The sequence below is a fragment of the Actinosynnema sp. NPDC059335 genome, assembly GCF_042752395.1.
Lineage (GTDB): Bacteria > Actinomycetota > Actinomycetes > Mycobacteriales > Pseudonocardiaceae > Actinosynnema.
On the sequence record NZ_JBHYXZ010000030.1, the window covers coordinates 14,102 to 32,882 of the forward strand.

General features: G+C 75.0%; 6 protein-coding genes. 1 reads left to right on the forward strand and 5 read right to left on the reverse strand.

Annotated features, from left to right (window positions below; all coding sequences use genetic code 11):
- On the reverse strand, positions 1 to 3,247 hold a 3,247-nt coding region (locus ACFXGA_RS12305; protein ID WP_378087041.1), incomplete at its 3' end, for an amino acid adenylation domain-containing protein.
- A 7-nt stretch (positions 3,248 to 3,254) separates the two neighbouring features.
- On the reverse strand, positions 3,255 to 9,791 hold the full coding sequence (locus ACFXGA_RS12310; protein ID WP_378087043.1) for an amino acid adenylation domain-containing protein: 6,537 nt from the start codon (positions 9,789 to 9,791) through the stop codon (positions 3,255 to 3,257).
- Positions 9,792 to 10,220: 429 nt separating this feature from the next.
- Between ACFXGA_RS12310 and ACFXGA_RS12315 the strand changes: the two genes are divergently transcribed.
- Positions 10,221 to 11,537: a Zn-dependent hydrolase gene (locus ACFXGA_RS12315; protein ID WP_378087045.1), complete on the forward strand. Its 1,317-nt coding sequence runs from the start codon at positions 10,221 to 10,223 to the stop codon at positions 11,535 to 11,537.
- Between the two features lie 276 nt (positions 11,538 to 11,813).
- Here ACFXGA_RS12315 and ACFXGA_RS12320 read toward each other — a convergent pair whose 3' ends face one another.
- The 3 genes from ACFXGA_RS12320 to ACFXGA_RS12330 form a co-directional block, all read right to left on the reverse strand.
- On the reverse strand, positions 11,814 to 13,982 hold the full coding sequence (locus tag ACFXGA_RS12320; protein ID WP_378087047.1) for a BTAD domain-containing putative transcriptional regulator: 2,169 nt from the start codon (positions 13,980 to 13,982) through the stop codon (positions 11,814 to 11,816).
- Positions 13,983 to 14,110: 128 nt separating this feature from the next.
- Complete coding sequence (locus tag ACFXGA_RS12325; RefSeq protein ID WP_378087049.1) at positions 14,111 to 15,043, reverse strand: hypothetical protein; 933 nt, start codon at positions 15,041 to 15,043, stop codon at positions 14,111 to 14,113.
- A 108-nt stretch (positions 15,044 to 15,151) separates the two neighbouring features.
- Positions 15,152 to 18,151 carry a BTAD domain-containing putative transcriptional regulator gene (locus ACFXGA_RS12330; RefSeq protein ID WP_378087051.1) on the reverse strand — a complete coding sequence of 1,000 codons (3,000 nt, stop codon included), beginning with the start codon at positions 18,149 to 18,151 and terminating at the stop codon, positions 15,152 to 15,154.
- Between the last annotated feature and the right edge of the window lie 630 nt (positions 18,152 to 18,781).

The window sequence follows — 18,781 nt, forward strand, 5'->3', positions numbered from 1 at the left end:
ACACTTCAACTGAGCCGCTCCCCACCTCGACCCCCCCGCAGCGCGCGGCGCCGAGCCCGGCCGGGGTCGGGTGCGCCAGCAGCGTCGCCAGCGCGGCGGGCAGCCCCGCCTCCCGCGCCTCGCCGAGGACCTGGATGCTGCGGATGGAGTCGCCGCCCAGGTCGAAGAAGTCGTCGTGCCGCCCGACCCGGTCCACGCCCAGCACCCGGCGCCAGATGTCGGCCAGCAGCTCCTCGACCTCGCCGACCGGGGCGACGAACTCCTGCGCCACGTCGGGGCGCACCTCGTCGGGCTCCGGCAGCGCGCGCCGGTCCACCTTCGCGTTCGCGGTGAGCGGCATCGCGTCGAGGAAGACGAACAGCCGGGGCACCATGTACGCGGGCAACCGCGCGCCGAGCCACGCCCGCACCCGGTCGCCGGCCGGCGCCTCGCCGTCGGCCACCAGGTAGGCCACCAGGTCCACGCCGGCGGCCGTGTTGGCGCGCGTCACCACGACGCACTCGCGCACGTCGGGGTGGTCGCGCAGGGCCGACTCGACCTCGCCCAGCTCCACCCGGTACCCGCGCACCTTCACCATGTGGTCGGTGCGGCCCAGGAACTCGACCAGGCCGTCCACGGACCAGCGGCCCCGGTCGCCGGTGCGGTACAGCCGCTCGCCGGGCCGGAACGGGTGCGGCAGGAACCGCTCCGCCGACAGCGCGGGCCGCCCCAGGTACCCGCGCGCCAGGCACGGGCCCGACACGTACAGCTCGCCGGGCGACCCGACCGGGACCGGCATGCCGACCTCGTCGAGCACCCACACCTCGGTGTTCGCCAACGGCACGCCCAGCGGCAGCGGTCCCGAGGGCACGTCACCGCGCCGGAACGAACCGCACACCGAGAACGTCGTGGTCTCCGTCGGACCCCAGCAGTTGACCAGCTCCAACTCCGGGCAGCGCTCCAGGATCCGCACCACGTGCTGCGGCGAGACGGTCTCGCTGCCGGTCAGGAAACGCCGCAACCCGTCGAACGCCTGCGGCTCGTGGTCCACGAGCAACGCGAACAGCGACGCCGTCGCGTGCAGCACCGTCACACCGGACTCGGCCACCCACCGCGCGATCTCCGCCGGCCCGTAGCGCACTGCGGGCGCGAGCACCAACCGCGCGCCGGCGACCAAGGGCGCCCACACCTCGAAGGTGGACACGTCGAACGACGACGGGGCGATCTGCAACACCGTGTCGTCCGCCCGGACCGTCATGGTGTCGCCGCCGTGCAGCAGCTCGACCACGTTGCGGTGCCGCGTCACCACGCCCTTGGGCTGCCCCGTCGAGCCCGACGTGAAGATGACGTAGCAGCCGTTGTCCAACCCGGCCCCGCCCGGCAGGTCCTCCGCGCTGCCGTCGGCCCACAGCTCGTCGCCCACGACCAGCACCCGCCACGGACCGGCGGGGACGGCGGGCGCGGCGGTGGGCGCGGCCAGCACGAGCCCGGTCCCGGCCTGCCGGAGCATGAACTCCAGGCGCGCGGTCGGGAAGTCGGGGTCCAGCGGCACGTACAGGCCGCCGGCCTTGAGCACGGCCAGCCAGGTGACGACCATCTCCACCGACCGCCCGACGCAGACCCCGACCGCGCTGTCGACCCCGACACCGAGGTCGCGCAGCCGGCGCGCCAGCCGGTTCGCCCGCGCGTTCAACTCCCCGTACGACAGCGACACCTCACCCGACACCACCGCCACCGAATCGGGCGCCGCCGCCGCACGCTCCTCCACCATCCGGTGCACCAACACCTGCGGGACGTCGGCCACCGTCGAGTTCCACGACTCCAGCAACGACCGCTCGTCCTCGCCCAGCAACGGCACCCAGCGGTGCGCGGCGTCCGGGGCCCCCACCATCTCCGCCAACACCCGCAGGTAGTAGTCGCGCAGGGCGGCGAGCTGCACGGCGGGGAACGCCCGCGCGTCGTACTCCAGTTGCAGGCACAGGCCGTCGAGGCCCGGTTCCCGGCCGAACGCGACGACCAGGGCGAAGTGCGTGCGCGAGACGTCGGCGACGGCCTGCTCCCCGGCGTCGGCGTCGTCGCCCGCCGCCTCGGTGATCTGCTGGAAGTCGGTGTAGACGAAGTTGGTCTCGAACAGCGGCGAGCCGCCCAGCTCCCGTTGCAGCACGCCCATCGGGTAGCGCCGGTGCGGCAGCAGGGCGTTCTCGGCGTCGAACACGGACCGGACCAGGTCGCGCCAACCGCCGTCGGGCAACGCGACGCGGAACGGCACGGTGTTGACGAACAGGCCGCACACGTCGGCCCCGCCCTCGACCTCCAGCCGCCCGTTGGCGGTGAGCCCGACCACCACGTCCCGGGAACCGGTGACCAGGCTCATCACCTTCACGTGCGCGGCCAGCAGCACCGCCTTCACCGGCACCCGCCACTGCCGCGCCAGCTCGCGGAGCGCGGACTCCAGCTCCCCGCCCAGGGGCGTGATCAGCGAGCCGTAGCCCCGGCTCTCGTCCCGGACGTGCCGCTCCCCGTCGACCGGCCCGGCGGTCAACGCCACCGCCCGGTCGGCGGGCCAGCGCGGCAGGCGGCTGTCCGGCGGCTCCGTCAGGAGGGTGCGCCAGAAGTCGTTGCTCTCCGGCGAGGCCAGGGCCTCCCGCTCGGCGGCGACGTAGTCGGCGTAGGTCGAGCGCAGCGGCGCGGCCACCAGCGCCTCGCCCGCCAGGAGCCGCCGGTAGGAGCCGATCAGCTCGGCGACGACCGACGCCAGGCTCCAGCCGTCGAGGATGGCGTGGTGCTCGGTGAGCGTCCACTGGAACGCGTCGTCGGACAGCACGTGCACGCCCATCCGGCACAGCGGCGGCACGGACAGGTCCAGCGGGGTGCGCCGCTCGGCGACGACGTAGGCCGACACCGCGTCACGGGCGGCGCTCGGGCTCGTGCCGCGCAGGTCGGCCACGACCAGCGGCACCTCGGCGGCGCCGTAGACCAGTTGCATCGGCTCGCTGAAGCCGACCAGGGCGAACGAGGTGCGCAGGACGGGGTGCCGGGCGACGACGGCGGCCACCGCGTCGCGGAAGCACCGCTCGTCGAACGGCGCGGCGATCCGCAGGGTGTGCACGTTGTGGTACGGCAGCCGGTCCGGGTCCCGCTCCATCTCGTAGACCATGCCGACCTGCAGCTCCGACATCGGGTAGGCGTCCTCCAGCCCACCCGGCAGGAACGGCCCGTCCTCGGCCGCTCCGCCGTCCCGCGTCACCTCGTCCGCCCGGCTGTGCATCCGTCGATCACCGCCCGCCGGTCGCGGGAGCGGTGCGGGCCGCGAGCAGCGCCCGGTCCCGCTCGGACAGCAGCCCGAACGGCGAGGTCCGGGCGGGCGCGGGCGCGGCGGCCTGCCTGCCGCCGACGGCCGCGGCCAGCTCCTGGACCGTCGGGTACTGGTGCAGGTCCTGGAGGGCGACGACGACGCCCTTGGTGCGCGCCTGCCCGACCACCTGGATGCTGCGGATCGAGTCGCCGCCCAGGTCGAAGAAGTCGTCGTGGCGGCCGACCCGGTCCACGTCCAGCACCCGCGACCAGATGTCGGCCAGCAGCTCCTCGACGCCGCCGACCGGGGCCACGTACTCCCGCACGCCGTCCTGCCGGGTCTCCTTCGGTTCCGGCAGCGCGCGGCGGTCCACCTTCGCCCGCGGCGTCAGCGGCAGCGCGTCGAGGAACACGAACAGCCGGGGCACCATGTACGCGGGCAGCCGTTGGCCGAGCCACGCCCGCAGCTCGCCCACCGCGGGCGCGGTGTCGTCCACCACGAGGTAGGCCACCAGGTCCACGCCGGCGGCGGTGTTGGCGCGCGTGACGACCACGCACTCGCGCACGTCCGGGTGGTCGCGCAGGGCCGACTCCACCTCGCCCAGCTCCACCCGGTACCCGCGCACCTTCACCATGTGGTCGGTGCGGCCGAAGAACTCCACCCGGCCGTCCACGGACCAACGCCCCCGGTCGCCCGTGCGGTACAGCCGCTCGCCGGGCCGGAACGGGTGCGGCAGGAAGCGTTCGGCGGACAGGCCCGGCCGGCCCAGGTACCCGCGCGCCAGGCACGGGCCCGACACGTACAGCTCGCCGGCCGAGCCGACCGGCGCGGGCATCCCCGCCTCGTCGAGCACCCACACCTGGGTGTTGACCAGCGGCTTGCCCAGCGGCAGCGCGCCCGAGGGCACCTCGCCGTGCCGGTAGACGCCGCACACCGAGAACGTCGTGGTCTCCGTGGGACCCCAGCAGTTGACCAGCTCCAGGTCCGGGCAGCGCTCCAGGATCCGCACCACGTGCTGCGGCGAGACGGTCTCGCTGCCGGTCAGGAAACGCCGCAACCCGTCGAAGGTCTGCGGCTCGTGGTCGACCAGCAGCGCGAACAGCGACGCGGTCGCGTGCAGGACGGTGATGCCGGACTCGACGACCCACTCCGCGATCTCGCGCGGCCCGTACTGCACCGGGGGCGCGAGCACCAGCCGCGCGCCGCCCACCAGCGGGGCCCAGACCTCGAAGGTGGAGTTGTCGAAGGACAGCGGAGCCAGTTGCAGCAGGCTGTCCCCGGGCTCGAGGGTCAGGAACTCGCCGCCGTGCAGCAGTTCGGTGACGTTGCGGTGCCGCGTCACCACGCCCTTGGGCTGCCCCGTCGAGCCCGACGTGAAGATGACGTAGCAGCCGTTGTCCAACCCGGCCCCGCCCGGCAGGTCCTCCGCGCTGCCGTCGGCCCACAGCTCGTCGCCCACCACCAGCACCCGCCACGGGCCGGCGGGCACCTTGTCGGCGGCCCGGTCGCCCGCGAGCACGAGGTGGGCGGAGACCTCCCGCAGCATGTAGGTCATGCGCTCCAGGGGCAGCTCGGGTTCGAGCGGCACGTAGACGCCACCGGCCTTCAGCACGGCCAGCAGGCTGGTGATCATGCCGAGCGAGCGGTCCTGGCACAGCGCGACCGGGACGTCCGGCCCGACGCCGAGGTCGCGCAGCCGGCGCGCCAGCCGGTTCGCCCGCGCGTTCAACTCCCCGTACGACAGCGACACGTCACCCGACACCACCGCCACCGAATCGGGCGCCGCCGCCGCGCGCTCCTCCACCATCCGGTGCACCAACACCTGCGGGACATCGGCCACCGTCGAGTTCCACGACTCCAGCAACGACCGCTCGTCCTCGCCCAACAGCGACACCCAGCGGTGCGCGGCGTCCGGGGCCTCCACCATCTCCGCCATGACCCGCAGGTAGTAGTCCCGGTACAGCAGCACCTGGTCGGGCAGCAGCACGTCGGTGTGGTAGTCCATGCCGAACAGCAGGCGGTTGGAGTACGGGTTGCGGATGACGCCCACGTTGAGCGGGAAGTTGGTGGGCTCGGCCCGGTCGGTGGTGAAGCTGTCGATCTTGTCGTCGGCGATGCGCATCAGGCCCGGGCCGAACGCCCGGTCCAGCACGTGGAAGTGGTTGTGGACGAAGTTCACCTCGAACAGCGGGTCGCCGCCGACCTCGCGCTGGAGCGCGCCCAGCGGGTAGCGCCGGTGCGGCAGCAACTCGCGCTCGGTCTCGAACACGGCCCGCACCAGGTCGCGCCAACTGCCGTCGGGCAGCGCGATGCGGAACGGCACGGTGTTGAGGAACATGCCGCGCACCTCGGTGCCGCCCTCCTCCTCCAGCCGTCCGTTGGCGGTGAGCCCGACCAGGAGGTCCGAGGTGCCGGTGACCAGGCTCATCACCTTCACGTGGGCGGCCAGCAGCACCGCCTTGAGCGGCACCGAGCACTGCCGGGCCAGGTCGCGCAGCCCGTCGCACAGGTCTTCCGGCAGCAGCGTCTCCACCGAGCCGTACCCCTGCTCGGGGTGGTGCTCGCGCCACTCGTGCGGCTGCGCGCGTCCGGTCAGCGCGGTCGGCCGGTCGACGGGCCGGCGGGGCAGCCGGCAGTCCGGCCGGTCGCCCACCCGGTCCAGCCAGAACCGCCGGCTCTCGGCGGAGGCCAGGACCTCGCGCTCGGCGGCGATGAAGTCGCGGTAGGCGGACACCGGCGGGGTGAGGACCGGGTCCTCGCCGGCCAGCAGCCGCTGGTAGACCTCGGCGATCTCGGAGATGGTGGAGTGCAGGCTCCACCCGTCGAAGATGGCGTGGTGCTCGGTGATCGTCCACTGGAACGACTCGTCGGTCAGCCGGTGCAGGGCGAACCGCAGCAGCAGCGGCCGGGTGTGGTCGAACGGCCGCCGCCGCTCCGAGAGCACGTACTCGTCCAGCGCCTCGTCCCGGGCCGCCTCGTCGAGGTGGCGCAGGTCCACGACGGTGAACGGCATCTCGGCCGTGCGGTACACGAGCTGCATCGGCTCGCTGAAGCCGCTGAGGTCGAACGCGGTGCGCAGGATGGGGTGGCGGGCGACCACCCGCGCCGTGGCCTCGCGGAAGCGCTCCTCGTCGTACGGGCCGACGATCCGCAGCCCGTCCAGGTTGTGGTACGCCCGGCGCTCGGGGTTCAGCTCCATCTCGTAGACCATGCCGACCTGGAGTTCCGCCATCGGGTAGGCGTCCTCCAAGCCCTCCGGCAGCAGCTCGCGGTCCTTTTCGGACACCATCGCGAACGGCTCTCGGACGACGGCGGGCCGGTCCCCGGCCTCCGGCGCGACGGTCCGCGCCAGGGCCGCCAGCTCGGCGACCGTGGGGCTGCGGAACAGGTCCTGGAGGTCGAACGACAGCCCGCCGCGACGAGCGTGGCCGAGGACCTGGATGCTGCGGATGGAGTCCCCGCCCAGGTCGAAGTAGTTGTCGTGGCGGCCGACCCGGTCCACGCCCAGCACCTCGCGCCAGATCCCGGCCAGCCGCTCCTCGACCGCGCCGACCGGCGCGACGTACTCCTGCGCCAGCTCGGGGCGGACGGCGGCGGGCTCGGGCAGGGCCGCGCGGTCCACCTTGCCCTGCGGGGTCAGCGGCAGCGCGTCCAGCACGACGAAGTGCCGCGGCGCCATGTAGTCCGGCAGCCGCTTGCGCAGCCAGGCGCGCAGCTCGTCCGGTGACGGCGCGTCGCCGTCGGCGACCAGGTAGCCGACCAGGTCGGCCTGGCCGTCGGCGCCGCTGCGGGCCACGACGACGGCCTCCAGCACGTCCGGGTGCGTGCCCAGGACCGCCTCGACCTCCCCGGTCTCGATGCGGTAGCCGCGGATCTTGACCTGGGCGTCGGCGCGGCCGACGTACTCCAGCCCGCCGTGCGCGTTCCAGCGGCCGAGGTCGCCGCTGCGGTAGAGCCGCCCGCCCGCGCGGTCGGTGAACGCGTCGGGCACGAACCGGTCGGCGGTCAGCCCGGGTCGGCCGGTGTAGCCGCGGCTGAGCCCGTCGCCGCCGACGTGGATCTCGCCGGTCACGCCGACCGGCGCCGGCCGGCCGTGCGCGTCCAGCACGTGCACGCTCAGGTCGGGCAGCGGCCGGCCGATCTGGGTCAGCTCGCGGTCGAGGTCGGCCGCGGTCAGGGCGTGGAAGGTGACGTGCACGGTGGTCTCGGTGATGCCGTACATGTTCACCAGCACGGGTTCGGCGTAGCCGTGCCGCGCGGCCCAGCGGCGCACCGACGGGCGGTGCAGGGCCTCGCCGCCGAACACCACCGCGCGCAGCGCGAGCCCGCCGCCCGCCTGCTCGTCGGCCGTCTCGAACTGCCGGAACGCCGACGGCGTCTGGCTGAGGACCGTCACCGCCTCGTCCCGCACGAGCCGGTGGAACGCCTCCACGTCGCGGGTCACCGCGCGCGGCACGACGACCAGGCGGCCGCCGGTGGTCAGCGCGCCCCACATCTCCCACACGGAGAAGTCGAACGCGAAGCTGTGGAAGAGCGTCCACACGTCGTCGTGGCCCAGCGGCAGGTGCTCGCCCGCGCCGCGGACGAGCCGGACCACGTTGCGGTGGGTGACCGTGGTGCCCTTGGGCCGGCCGGTCGAACCGGACGTGAAGATCACGTAGCAGCCGTTGTCGGCGTGCACCTCGGGCAGCGCGCCGGTGTCGGGGACGGCCGGCTCGTCGGTGTCCACGTCGACCGCGCGCCACGGGCCGTCCGGCACGGCGTCCGCCGTCGCCGGGTGGACGAGGACCACGTCCGCGCCGACCTCGCCGAGCATGTAGGCCACGCGGTCGGCGGGGAACGCGGTGTCCAGCGGCACGTACACGCCGCCCGCCTTCATGACCGCGAGGCAGGCCACCACCATCTCCGGCGACCGCTCCAGGCAGACGCCGACGCAGGACTCCGGCCCCACGCCCAGCGCGCGCAGCCGGTGCGCCAGCGCCGTGGCGCGCCGCTCCAGCTCGCCGTAGGTGACCGACGCCCCGGCGCCGGTCAGCGCCACCGCGTCCGGTCGGGCCGCCGCGCTCCGCGCGACCAGGTCGTGCACCGTCCCGGCCGGGAACCGCCGCCGCACGCCCGACCAGGACGCCACCCGGGCGGCCTCCTCGGCGGGGACCAGGTCGATCCCGCTCAGCGGGCGGTCGGGCTCGGCGAGCACCCCGACCAGCAGGGTTTCCCAGTGGCCGACGAACGCGCGCACGGTCGCCGCGTCGAACAGGTCGGTCGCGTACTCGACCTCCAGCCGCAGCCCGTCGGCGCCGCGGAAGACCGACCAGGTGAGGTCGTACTTGGCGGTGTCGGTGGCGACCGCGCCGCGCTCCACCGTGACGCCGTCGGCCAGGACGCCCGCGCCCTCGTCCTCGTGCAGGGCGAAGACGACCTGCACGACGGGGCTGTAGCTCAGGTCCCGCTCGGGGTGCAGGTGGTTGACCGCCACGTCGAACGGCACCCGGCTGCGCGACAGCGCGTCCAGCACGCTGCCGCGCGTGCGGGCGACCAGGGCGCGGAAGGACGGGTCGCCCTCCAGGCCGGTGCGGATGACCAGCGAGTCGGTGAAGAAGCCGACCAGCTCCTCCAAGGCGGCCGCGCCGCGGCCCGCGGTCGGCGAGCCGAGCACGATGTCGTCGCTGCCCGAGTGCCGGGCGACCAGGGCCTGGAACGCGGCCAGGAGCACCACGTACGGCGTGACGCCCGCATCAGCGGCGAACTCCTCCAGTTCGGCCTGCGGGACGCCGGGGAGGGCGAAGTGCTCGGTGCGGCCGCGGTAGCTCAGCTCGGCGGGCCGCGGGCGGTCCGCGCCGAGGTCCAGGACGGCGGGCGCGCCGGCCATGGCCCGTGACCAGGCTTCCAGGGCACGTGCGGCGGCGGGGCTCTCCATCGTGTCGCGCTGCCACAGGGCGTAGTCGGCGTACTGGACGGGCAGCGGCTCGGCCGGCGTGCCCTCGGCGCGGTAGGCGTCGGCGAGCTGGTGCTGGAAGGCGTCCACCGACCAGCCGTCGCAGGCGATGTGGTGGAAGGTGAGCTGGAGCCAGTGCACGTCGTCGGCCAGGCGGAGCAGGTGGGCCCGCAGCATCGGGTCCTTCGCCAGGTCGAAGGGGCGGCGGGCGTCCTGCCCGACCAGCTCCTCGGCCCGCGCGCGGGCTCGCTCGGGGTCCAGGTCGGCCAGGTCGGTGACCGGGCAGGCCAGCTCGCGGTCGGGCGACACGCGCTGGCGCGGGCCGTCCGGGCCGTCCTCGTACACGGTGAACAGCACGTCGTGCCGGGCGGCCACGCGGCGGACGGCGTCGACCAGCCGGTCGGCGTCCAGCGCGCCGGTCAGGCGGAGCGTGACGGGCGTGTGGTAGACCGGGCGGCCGCCCAGCCAGCGGTCCAGGAACCACAGCCGCTGCTGGCCGTAGGACAGCGGTCCCCGCTCCGCCTCGCGGCGGGACAGGACCGCAGGGGCAGGTACCTGCCTGTCCTCGTGGAGGCTTCCCATAACACCATGCCCTTCCTGCCGATTCACATTGCCCACGCCGAGCGAGTTCCGCCAAAGGGATAAGGGGGGATGCGGCGAAGACTAAGAACCGCGACGGAACCCGGTCAAGGGAACGGGGAACCGCGAAGGGCGGCGGATGGGCCGGCGATAGGAAAAGTTAAGACCCGCCGTCACGGCCCTCACCAGCGGACGAGCCGGATAGCCGGCGGATGGCACGGGTGCCGCGCGCTATCGCGCGGCCATTTTCTGCCCGGCCCGGACCCCGCCTTCAGGGGCCGCCGTCCTATTTTCCGGCCAGCGCGCGCCGGGCCGGATAGCCGGGATATCGCCCACCGAAAGCCGGGCGGAGCACAATCGTGCCGTCCGGGTGAAACCGGCGGCATTCCTGCGGTGACCCGCAGCGGCTCGCCCGGCGGATGGAGGAGGGCCATGCCACGGTCGGAACTACGGGCACGCGATTCCCTGGAGCGCCACGCCGGACTGCGGGTCGACGGCGCGCGCCTGCTCCGGTGCCTGGACGAGCTGGCGGCCATCGGCTCCGACCCCGCGGGCGGCATCACCAGGCTGGGGCTCAGCCCGCAGGAGCACGCGGCCCGGACCTACCTGCGGGACCTGTGCGCCGCGGCGGGCCTGGAGGCCGAGACCGACCCCGCGGGCAACCTGCTCGTCCGCCGTCCGGGCACACCGCGCCGGGCGGTGCCCGTGCTGCTGGTCGGCTCGCACGTGGACACGGTCGTGCAGGGCGGCCGGCTGGACGGGGCCTACGGCGTCGTCGCCGCGATCGAGGTGCTGCGCGTCCTGCACGAGCACGACGTGGACCTCCCGGTCGAGATGGTCGCCGTGGCGTTCGCCAACGAGGAGGGCGCGCTGATCCAGACCCCGTTCTGGGGTTCGCACGCGCTGTGCGGGTCGCTGGAGGACGGGCTCGCCGCCAAGGACCGGGCCGGCCGGCCGGTGAGCGCGTACCTGGCCCAGACCGGCGGCGACCCCGACCGGCTGGCCGAGGCGGCGTGGCCGCCCGGCAGCGTCGCGGCGTTCCTCGAACTGCACATCGAGCAGGGGCCCACGCTCGAACGCCTCGGCGTGCCGATCGGGGTCGTGGACGGGATCGTCGGGCGCACCATCCTGGACATCGAGGTCGTGGGCGAGGCGCAGCACGCCGGGACCACGCCGATGCGCGACCGCCGGGACGCCCTGGTCGCCGCCGCCGAGATCATCCTGGCGGTGCAGCGGGTCGCCGCCGAGCAGGGCGTGTGCGCGACCGCCACCACCGGGTACGTGGAGGCCCACCCCAACGTCACCAACACCATCACGGGGCACGTGCGGCTGACCGCCGAGGTCCGCGACACCGATCCCGACCGGATCGCGCGGGGCGAGGCCGCGGTGCGCGCCGAGTGCGCCCAGGTCGCGGCGGCCTCCGGCTGCGCGGTGGAGGTGGAGATCGGCATGCGGTCGCGCCCGGTCTCGACCGCGGGCCCGCTGCGGGACGTGATCCGGGAGGCCGCCGAGACGCTGGACCTGCCGCACCTGACCATGCCGAGCGGCGCGGGGCACGACGCCCAGATCGTGGCCAGGGTCGCCCCGATCGGGATGATCTTCGTGCCCAGCAAGCAGGGTGTCAGCCACGCGCCGGGCGAGGACACCGCACCCGGCGACCTGGTCCACGGCACCAACGTGCTGCTGCACGCGGTGCTCGGCGCGCAGACCGCGGTCGGCCTCCACGGCGACCACGTGGGCGACGTCTGAGACCCACCGCACCCGACCCCTCGGCGCAGCACCGGCGCGAACCCACGGCGACCGGGGCCGCCGACGCACGACCGGGACCTGCCGCGGGCTGGACCCGTGCCCGCACCTGGTGCGCCGAGCGCACGCCGCGGTCCGACCCGCGACCGCGGCCGATCCGACCCACAACCGGCCGAGCCGCACCCCCATGCCTGTCAACCCGGGGCATGTCACACCGGGGCCTGCCGACCCGGGGTCCGCGGGCACGCGGCCGGAGCCCCCGGCGCGGTGCCGGCGCGGTCAGGTAGGCAGCGCCTGGGGCCGGATCGGCACCGGGTCCGCCGCCACGACCCGGTCGAACCGCGGCGCGTGCCCCGTCGACACGTCGAAGCGCTCCCACCGCGCGCGGCCCGGCGACTCGGCGAACGTCACCGTGCACATGGCCAAACCCCAGGCGTGCTCGGCGAAACCGGCGGCCGTGGCCTGGCGCACGGCGGTCAGCACCCAGGACCGCTCGCGGGCGTACCAGCCCGCGGGGTCGGCGACCAGCCGCTCCGCCAACGGCCCCGGCAGCTCCCACCGGCTCGCCCCGTTGCCCGCGTGCTGCAGGTTGTGCCCGCCCTGCCGCCGGTGCGCCTTCTCCGACAGGTGCAGCAGCGCGCCGAGCAGCCGTTCCAGCGCCTTGTGCAGGGACTCCTCCCCTTCTTCCTCGGCCTGCTGACGGCGCGCGAACCCGAGGATCCACCCCGGGATCCAGTAGCGGGTGCCGTCCGCGTGGGGCCGGACGACCACGAGGTCGGCGTCCGCCAGCTCGTCCAGCAACGCCTCCGACCGCGCGACGTCCACGTCCAGCAGCGGCGCGCCGACCCACGACGCGAAGTCGGCCGCCTCGGCCAGCGGCAGCAGGCGGAACAACCGGCGGGCCTCGGCGGTCAGGCTCCGGTACGTGTGCCGCACCCCGGTCTGGTCCTCCAGGTCGTCCAACCAGTTCGAGCCGTTGTCCAGGCGGCAGATCATGTCCGCGACCGTCCAGTGCGGGTGCGAGGCCAGCCGGGCGGCGGCCAGGCGCAGGGCGAGCGGCAGGTTCCCGCACGCCTCGGTCAACGCGACGGCGGCCTCGCGGTCGGACTCGATCCGGGCCGGGCCCGCGATGCGGGCGGTCAGCTCCAGGGCGCTGCGCTCGGTGAACGGCGTCAGGCGCAGCCGGACCGCGGCGGGCAGGCCCACCAGCGCACGCCGCGAGGTGACCACCACGCGGCACCGCGCACTGCCCGGCAGCAGCGGGAAGACCTGGCTCTCGGCCAGCGCGTCGTCCAGCACCACCAGGACCCGGCGGCCCGCCATGTGGTCGCGGTAGGTCTCGGCCCGCTCCTCCAACCCGTCGGGGATGTCCCGGTCGGCGAAGCCGAACGCGCGCAGGAACCGCCCGAGGACGTCGTGCGGCTGCTCCGGCACGCCGTCGTGGGACAGCCGGGCGAACAGCTGCCCGTCCGGGAACTCCGGCGCGAGCCGGTGCGCGGCGTGCACGGCCAACGTGGTCTTGCCGATCCCGCCCCGCCCGGTGACCACGACCGTGGGCACGGCGGTCCCGTCGTGCGGCTCGGCCGCCTCCAGCAGGCGGGCCAGGCTGCGGTCGCGCCCGGTGAAGTCCGCGATGTCGGCCGGGAGGCGTTGCGGGGTCCGGCGCCGCACCCGCACCGGCCGCGGCTCGGCGGGCCGGGACAGGGCCGGGTCCTGGGTGAGGATGCGCTGGTACAGGGTGCGCAGCTGGTCGCCCGGCTCGATGCCCAGCTCGCCGATCAGCCGGGCCCGCGCCTTGCGGTACTCCTCCAGCGCCTCGGCCTGCCGCCCCACCCGGTACAGCGCGGTCATCAGCAGGGCGACCAGGCGCTCGCGCCGGGGCCGCGCGGCGACCAGGGCGGCCAGCTCGCCCGCCACCTCGTGCGACGTGCCGGGCGGCCCGTGCTCCAGTTCCAGCTCCAGGCACTCCTCGTGCACGGCCAGCCGCTTCTCGTCCAGCGCGTCGGCCACGCCGCGCAGCAGCGTGCTGCCGACGCCGGAGAACGCGGGACCGCGCCACAGCGCCAGCGCCGACCGCAGCTCGGCCACCGCGCGCTGCGGCGCGCCCTCCTTGACCGCCGCCTGCGCCGCGCCGACGTGGTTCTCGAACGCGTGCAGGTCCAGCGCGCCCTCGGGCACCCGCAGCCGGTACCCGGGCGCGCGGGTGTCGACGCTGCGCCTGCCGTCGGGCAGTTGCCGGCGCAGCGAGGAGATGCAGATGTGGATCTGGCTGCGGCACGTGGCCGGCGGTTTCTCGCCCCACACGCCGTCCACCAGGCGGTCGATCGGCACGATCCGGTTCGCCTCCACCAGGAGCAGCGCGAGCACGGTCAGCTGGCGCACGCCGGTGATCTCGACGGCGCTCCCGTCGTGCGTTGCCTCAGGCGGGCCGAGAACGCGGTATTCCATCACTCGCTCCGAATCCCCTGGCGATCTCGTGGATGTCGCGGCCGGCGCGGACGGCCGACGGCGCGGGTCGATCGGGCGCGGCCCGGTGGTCGTGCGGTGCCCGGCGGGACGCCGACGCTGACGTCATGTCATCCCTCCGCACCCGGTCCCCGGGCCACCGCGTCCAGGCCGAGCGCGAGCACGGCCCGGTGGACGCGCCCGGCCAGCCGCACGTCCAGCGACCCGCCCTCCAGCAGCTCGACCAGGACCACCTCGTCGGCGTCCGTCCCGCCGTGCGCGCCGATCAGCACCTGGCCGAGGTCGGTGTCGATGCGCCGCTCGTGCCGCCACGACGCGGCGCGGCGACCGTCCGGGCCGGGACCGCCGTCCGGCACCTCCTGGTGCAGCCGCACGAACGCGCGGTGCTGGTTGTGCTCCAGCAGCCCGAGGTCGTCGACGTAGAGGCGGTGGACCTCGATCAGCACCTCGTCCGGCAAATCGCGGCGGGTGGCGTTGACGATCACCGTGCCCGGTCGCAGCCGGCCGAGGTCCAGCCGACCCCAGCCCGGCTCGGTGACCACGAGCAGGTTGGCCCCCAGCGCGGCGGGCGGCGGACCGGCGTGCACCGACAGCGTCGTGCCGGCCCGCGCCAGCTCGCCGCGCATCCGCCGCTCGACGGACCGGTCCAGCTCCACCCCCGAGGGGTGCACCGACGCGTGCGCCACGTGGGGGAGGTAGCGGGCGATCAGGGACAGGTGCAGGCGGGCGGCCGGGCCGGCGCCGAACACGGCCGCGGTCACCGCGGCGGCCGGGCACAGCTCGCGGATGGCCAGGGTGGCGAGCGCGGCCAGGCCGACCATGCGCAGGCTCGGCGTGGGCAGCAGGCAGACCGGCCCGGTGCCCGCCTCGCCGACCGAGGTCATCGCGGTCGAGACGGCCACCCCGGCGTCGGCCCCGGCGCGTGACCGCTCACCGCCGCCCGCGCGCCGGATCAGCTCCTGCGCGACCACGTCGAGCAGGTCGAACCCGTCGAGCGCGCGGAGGATGTCCCGGTGGCGCAGGCGGAGGATCCGGTCAGGCATGTGTCACGACCTCGGGGTTTCAGGGGGTGCTCGACCCGGATTCATCATCACGGGCTGCCTCTCCGCCCGGTCCTCATCCGCTCCTGACCGCCCGGCGGGGCCCGGTCGCTACCCGGCGGCCTCGGCCGGCAGGTGCGCGGCCCTGCGCAGCACGACCTGCCGCCGCAGCCGGTCGGCCTGCCGGGAGCGGACGCCGGACAGCAGGCCGGCGGCCCGGTCGAGGTCGCGGCGGACGGACCCCACCGCGCCGGCGGCGGCGTGCGCCTCGGACAGCAGCAGGTGGGTGCGGGCCAGCCACAGCACCGACCCGAGCGCGTCGAACACGTCCCGCGCCCGTTCCAGGTGCTCCGCGGCGGCGGTGTTCTCCACCTGCACCAGCGCGATCTCGCCGAGCGCGTAGCCGGCCAGCCCGGCGACCAGCCGGTTGCCCACGTCCTCGCCGACGTTGCGCGCGTGCGCGAGGGTGGCCGCCGCGCCGTCGAGCTGCCCTTCGTCCCGCCGCACGAGCCCGAAGCAGTACAGGGCGTACGCCTCGCCGGACCGGTCGCCGAGGTCGCGCGCCGTCCGCAGGCCGCGGCTGAGCGCCTGCCGGCACAGCGCGAGCTGGTGGGTGTGCAGGTACAGCTCGGCGAACCCGCACAGGACGTCGGCCTCGCCGCGCCGGTGGTCCGCCCGCCCGTACAGCTCCAACGCCTCGTTCAGCAGCGCCTTCGCCTTGCGGACCTCGCCCTCGGCGAGCTGGAACCGGGCCAGGTTCGCCCGCACGGCGGCCTGCCCGACCAGGTCGCCCACCTCGCGCAGGCGGTCGAGCGCGGTCTCGTACCCGCCGCGCACCGGGTCGAACCGGCCACGCCGGCGGTCCACGACCGCCCTGGCGCGCAGCACCATCGCCTCGCCGGGCACGTTGCCGTCCGCCACGAACAGGTCGAGCGCCTCGGCGAAGCTCGCGTCGGCGTCGTCGAGCCGCTGGTGGGCCAGGTGCAGCGCGCCGAACGCGTACCGCGTGGCCGCCGTGCCGGTGCGGTCCCCGGCCCGCAGCGCGGCGGCGTGCACGAGGTCCAGCGCCTCGCGCCAGTCGTCCGGGTGGCCGCGGACCTCGAACAGGCCGGCCGCGGTGAGCGCGAGGTCCCAGCACGGCTCGGACAGCCCGACCGCGGCGGCCTGCCGGATCGCCGCCACGAGCGCGCCCCGCTCGTCGGCCAGCCACGCCGCCGGGTCGCCGACCGGGTCCTGCTCGGCCCACTCGGGCAGGCGCCGGCGCGGAGCGCGGCCGTGCACGGTCACGTAGGAGTCGCCGTGCTCCTTGCGGTGCGCCGCCTCCGCGAGGCTGAGCCAGCCGCCGAGCACCCGGGCCAGGGCGTCCCGCCGGGCGGCGGCCGGCTCGGCCTCGGCCAGGCGTTCCCGCGCGTACGCCCGGATCAGGTCGTGGAAGCGGTAGCGGACCCGGCCGGCGTCGTCGCGCAGCGCCGCCAGCAGCCGCGCCTCGACCAGCTCGTCGAGCAGTTCCTCGGCCTCGCCGGGGCTCGTGTCCAGCAGCGCGGCGGCGGTCCAGCCGGGGAAGTCGGGCGCGTCCGTCAGCGCGAGCAGCCGCAGCAGCCGCCGCACGGGCGCGGCCAGGCCGCGGTGGGTCAGGTCGATGCTGGACCGCAGGTCCACGCCCTGGTGGCTGAACTCGTCCAGCCTGCGGTCCTCGTCGGCCATCCGCCCGGCCAGCTCGCCGATCCGCCGGTGCGGGCGCGCGGCCAGGCGTGCCCCCGCGATCCGCACCGCCAGCGGCAGCCCGCCGCTGTAGCGGACGATGTCGGCGACGGCCCGCTCCTCCGCCCGCACGCGTTCCGCGCCCACCAGGCGGGCGAGCAGCCCGGTGGCGGACTCCGGGTCGAGCGGTTCGACCTCGACGCCGTGCGCGCCGGGCAGGCCGACGAGCCTGCTGCGGCTCGTCACGACCACGCCGCAGGTCGGGCTGCCGGGCAGCAGCGGCAACACCTGCTCCTCGTCGGTGGCGTTGTCCACCACCACGAGCACCCTCTTGTCGGCCAACCGGCTGCGGTACGCGCTCGCCCGCTCCTCCAGCCCGTGCGGGACGGCCGCGTCCGGGGTGCCGAGCGCCCGCAGGAAGCGGCCCAGCAGCTCGCGCGCGCCCTCGGCCCGGTCCGGACCGCGCAGGTCGACGTACAGGTGCCCGTCGGGGAAGTGGCCGCCCACCTCGTGCGCCACCCGCAGCGCGAGGGTGGACTTGCCCACCCCGCCGCGGCCCGACACCGCGACGATCGGCACGGCGTACCGCGCCGCGCCGTCGTCCCGACCGGTCAGGTACCCGACGACGTCGGCGATGTGGTCCTCGCGGCCGACGAAGTCGGCGATGCTGCCGGGCAGCTGGCGCGGGGTGCGGGCGGGCTCCTCGACCGCGGGCGGGCCGGCCTCGGGTTCGGCCGGCCGCAGGTCGAGCGACCCGTCGCTGCACAGCACGGCGCGTTCCAGGTCGCGCAGCTCCTGGCCGGGCTCGATGCCCACCTCGGTGGTGAGCACCGTCCACGCCTGGCGGTACACCTCCAGCGCCTCGGCCTGCCGCCCCGACCGGTACAGCGCGACCATGAGGAAGCTGTAGAGCCGCTCCCGCCACGGGTGCTCGGCGACCAGCGACCGCAGCTCGCCGGTGACCGCGGCGTGCCGGCCCAGCTCCAGCTCCAGCCGCACCCGTTCCTCCGCGGCGGTGAGCCGGGCCTCCTCGAACACGGCGGCGGCGTTGCGGATGAGGTCGTTGTGCAGCCCGTCGAACACCGGGCCGCGCCACAGGCCCAGCGCGCTGCTCAGCGTCTCGGCCGCCTGCTCGATCCGGTTCTCCGCGGCCTGCCGGTGCGCGGTGGCCACCAGCGCGCCGAACCGCTTGCTGTCCAGGTCGTCCTCGCCGACCTCCAGGACGTAGCCGGACGAGCGGGTCTTGATGGCGTTGGGCATCCCGGCGTCGGCGAGCAGCTTGCGCAGCACCGAGACGGACGTCTGCACCTGCCCGCGGGCGGTGGGCGGCGGGTCGTCCCCCCAGACGACGTCGATCAGCTGGTCGACCGACACCACCCGGTTCGCGCGCAGCGCCAGCATGGCGAGCACCACCTGGTCCCGTGGCCCTCCGATCTTGACCAGACGGTGATTCGCGACCAGTTCGAGTGGGCCGAGGATTCTCAAGCCGATTGCGACCACCTCCCACCGAGCCGCCCTTCCGCTGCCGCACCGGCTCCCCGATCGTAGCGAAACAGTAGATTTTTCAAAGGCGACCGCCTCGCCGAAACTTCGCGGCTAACAGATGACGGGTGGATGAGGTACACTCGCGCGCGCCGGGCGGTTGATCGTTCCGTTATCCCGCCCGAATGGGAAGCACCCGGACAACCCGCCCACCGACGCCGGGGTCCGGCCGGCACTGCCCCGGTACCGCTCCCAGTGGCCGCCGCCGCGAACCGGACAAACCGGTCAATCGCCCGAACAAGCCCCGGACCAGCGACTTTACCCAGGTTCAGGGATGTTCTCCAGCGGTTCAGCCGGTCGACGAGTGCCGTCCCAGGCCCCCGCCGACCCCGTCCGCGCACCTCGGCCCGCGTCCGCCCCCGACCCCCGCCACCCGCCGGCAGCCCGCGCGGACCCGTCGCGCGGCACCCCTCCGACCCGCCCGCGCGGCGACCGCCGCCACCGCCGAACAATTCGATTTCCTAATACCGAAGGGCCATCGGGATGAAATGCCGATCG